The organism is Lachnoanaerobaculum sp. ICM7 (genome assembly GCF_000287675.1).
Lineage (GTDB): Bacteria > Bacillota > Clostridia > Lachnospirales > Lachnospiraceae > Lachnoanaerobaculum.
This window is the reverse complement of sequence record NZ_ALJL01000004.1, coordinates 1-3,096: the sequence shown is the minus strand read 5'-3', so window position 1 is coordinate 3,096 and position 3,096 is coordinate 1. Positions and strand designations below refer to the sequence as shown.

Below are 3,096 nucleotides of genomic sequence, written 5' to 3'. Positions count from 1 at the left end.
AAGAGAATTGTCCGAAGAGGTATTCATTCAGTCAAACTGGAAGTTTTACTCGTGGCGATAGGCCATAATTTATATAAATATCAGAAAAAAAAGATGAGAAACAGAACTGCCGCATAGATTCAAAAAAAGAATTTCTATGGGGTAGGGGAACTGCGCTTTTTTTGCGTATGATTTCAGCCATTTATACAAAATAAAGGCAAAAAGGAAGATGCGAAAAAACTCAATCGAGTTTTTTCACATCCCCTTTTTTTATTTAATCTAATAGCTCCTTATTTTCAATTAAGAGCTCTAGTGGGGATTTCTCTCTTGCTACAATAAAACCGGGTTCATATTGGGTATGAAATGTTCTTTTCTGAGAAGTTGGATCAATATACAATTCATCTCCATCTTCTGTGTATAGTTGGTTGCCTCTTGTTAGGTAAAGTAAATCCTCTAAGTACTGTCCATCAGTATGTAGGAAATGCTCGATGTATTTGACAGCTTTTAAGATTTCACTTACTTTATCAGAGTATTCATTAGATTCAAGAACACTCTTTTCTAACTCAATCTCTTTACTCGTTCCAAAGAGTTGGGTTGGAGTTGCATTAAAATATTCCGCTATCTTATCCAAATTTGCAAAGGTAGGATAGCTTTTTTGTTTTTCGTAATCAGAGATGGACTGTTTACCGATTCCTAATTACCTCAGTCTCTTCAGTCTGTTAATTTTTTTTCGAAAATTTCTCTTTAATACTAGCTTTCAATTTATCAAATTTTTCACGACGAGCTTCTTTTTTATCCGCAATTAAGCGAGCTTTAGCTTGATGCTCTAAATCTTCTTGAATTTTGAGAGCTGACTCTATCTCTGCCGCAACAGTAGCGACATCCCATCTAGCAATGTCAACCTGATACTTTTCAAAAATAGCATTTAAAACAGATTCATCATTTTCTTGTACAAGTGCAATAATAGCTACTTCGCCATTAGTCAACTTTTTACTAACGGTTGTAATTAATGCCGAATTGATCAATTCTTTGTCTGAACCAACGGAGGCGCCAATTGCTCCACCAGTAGCAAAACCAAAGAGAACACCTAGTGGTCCACCTAAAATTCCGATTAAACTACCAATTAATCCGCCTTCGAAATAATCATCTCCTAGGGAATTCATCAAATCAAAGCTATCTTTGACGTTAACAACACCATTTTCAGCTTTTACAATTGAAGCCTGAGCTAATTTTGTATTTTCAGTTTGAACAAACTGTTTTAATTCTGAAAAGGCCTGAAAGGCTTCACTTTCAATATGAAAAATTGAGACAACAACATTTTCCATGGGCTTACACTCCTTTATTACTTTATAGAGATAGAATAAAATCTCCTATATTTAGTAGTACAAACTACTGCTACACAAGGTGAAATGTAGCATACAATAATCTTTTATGCAATATACAATATATTACAAAAAGATTAAATTTTTATTTAAAAACTTATATTCTATAAATTAGGCAATTTTAAAATTTTGATTAAAAAGAAAGATTTAGATAGAGCTGTTGGTAGACTTAGGAAATTTTAAGAACATGCATTAGTTAAATTAAATGGTTCTTTTCAATTAAGTTTTAACTTCTATCTGGTAAGTAAAAGGAAAAATAATACCCGTGGTGCTAGTTAAACTCACAATACAAGAAAAGCCTAAAAGGACTATACTGTAAGTGACAAAACAAAACAGGAGGATAGTCCAAATGAGCCACTTACATTGGTCCTGTGAAATACAGAACTAAATCCTTCACTTAAATTACTTGTCTAACTTTTTGGGGTCAGTACAAACAGTGCTTTTTTTGTTGAAATCGCAAAGAATCTAAGCTTTCTTTTTGCAGATAACATTCGCTCTTTTATTTTCGGTATGATTGAGTCGATGCCCCGTTCTCGACCGGTTATTATTGCAACTTATCGAATGCTAGAGCACTATGCCATCACTTTTTGGAAGAATACTTGGAGCAATTCTACGCAGAATGGAATGCGAAAAAGTGATAATTAAAGAGACAAAAAAGCTGAGAATATGATTTCCCAGCTTTTTTGAATGCGATAGAAATAGCAACTAGACTATTTACGAAAGGCCTCAATAATGTAGGTGAAGCCAGTAACTAAAAATGAAAAGGCAATGACATAAACGACAAAGACACCTGTAGCCACTGGATTGAACAGAATCACTAGACCTAGTAAAAATTCAAGCAAGGCTACCCACATGATATTGCTACCAATAATAGGGAAAATCAATCTTAGACGATTGCCTTTAAAGAAAGCAATAATGGCTTCTACAATTAACCAAATTCCTACAATGGTCGGAATGACGACCGGCAGGGTCACAAAGCCATAAGCAACGAGGTAAAGAGCTAAGAGAAGACTAACAAATCCTTGGAAAAGATAAACAGGTGAGCGAAGCTCTTTTGGTGCAGAGAAATAGCCTAAAATAGCTGCTATAGAAGAAACCAGTAAACCAAATGAAATCCACCAGCTGTAAGCAACAAGATTAGCTACTGGGTTTGTAAATAGGAAAAGTCCTAAAAGGACAAAAACAACTCCTGCAAGGAATAGCAGTAAACGATTAGAAAATTTCATTTCAATACCCCCTATATAGTATAGTATAGTTTGTTAATAAAACTATTGTACTTATTTTTATAGAAAATGTCAATAAAATAAATAAACAATTTGGAAGTTTCAGTCTGACTTACAAAAAGAAAAGGAGTTTTCACTCCTTTTCACAGATTTAAGACAAAGTCCTTATAAAAGTGTCTTCTAAAGATTTTAACTTCAATCTGAAGGGGCTGTGAAATAAGTCCCTAAAAGAAATAGGACCATTCGTTAATGCGAAAGGTCCTATTTTTGTGGTAAAATTAACTTACGATGAAAACTTTACACAATAATTATTGTAATTCAAAACAAGGATATTTACCACTGTTTCTTTCAGATTGTTTGGATCTGCTGGATCCTGTTTTAACATTTGACAGATTGATGGGAGGAATAGATTTAAACAAGTATCTGAACGATATTCCGGAGTACACAACCGGACGATTCAGATATAATCCGGTCAACATGTTAAAAACAGTACTTTTCGGATTTATGACTAG

At 33.8% G+C, this 3,096-nt stretch carries 3 protein-coding genes and 1 pseudogene; 1 reads left to right on the top strand and 3 read right to left on the bottom strand.

What is annotated here, in order from left to right; translation table 11 throughout:
* Positions 1-253: 253 nt before the first annotated feature.
* The 3 genes from HMPREF1140_RS00830 to HMPREF1140_RS00820 all read right to left on the bottom strand — a co-directional run bounded on the left by HMPREF1140_RS00830 (position 254) and on the right by HMPREF1140_RS00820 (position 2,587).
* A complete protein-coding gene (locus tag HMPREF1140_RS00830) occupies positions 254-670 on the bottom strand; it encodes a helix-turn-helix domain-containing protein (RefSeq protein WP_151404342.1) in 417 nt (138 codons plus the stop codon).
* 28 nt (positions 671-698) lie between these two features.
* Positions 699-1,304 (bottom strand): DUF1269 domain-containing protein, encoded by a 606-nt coding sequence (locus HMPREF1140_RS00825; RefSeq protein ID WP_000432802.1) that lies wholly within the window; start codon positions 1,302-1,304, stop codon positions 699-701.
* A 767-nt stretch (positions 1,305-2,071) separates the two neighbouring features.
* Complete coding sequence (locus HMPREF1140_RS00820) at positions 2,072-2,587, bottom strand: HdeD family acid-resistance protein (protein ID WP_003004261.1); 516 nt, start codon at positions 2,585-2,587, stop codon at positions 2,072-2,074.
* Positions 2,588-2,872: 285 nt separating this feature from the next.
* Here HMPREF1140_RS00820 and HMPREF1140_RS14105 point away from each other — a divergent pair.
* Positions 2,873-3,096, top strand: a pseudogene (locus HMPREF1140_RS14105) (transposase); the annotation flags it as partial.

What these genes read in the sequence shown, in the direction of transcription:
- HMPREF1140_RS00820 (WP_003004261.1), bottom strand. Translation starts at nt 2,587, where the DNA reads ATGAAATTTTCTAATCGTTTACTGCTATTCCTTGCAGGAGTTGTTTTT.
- HMPREF1140_RS00825 (WP_000432802.1), bottom strand. Translation starts at nt 1,304, where the DNA reads ATGGAAAATGTTGTTGTCTCAATTTTTCATATTGAAAGTGAAGCCTTT.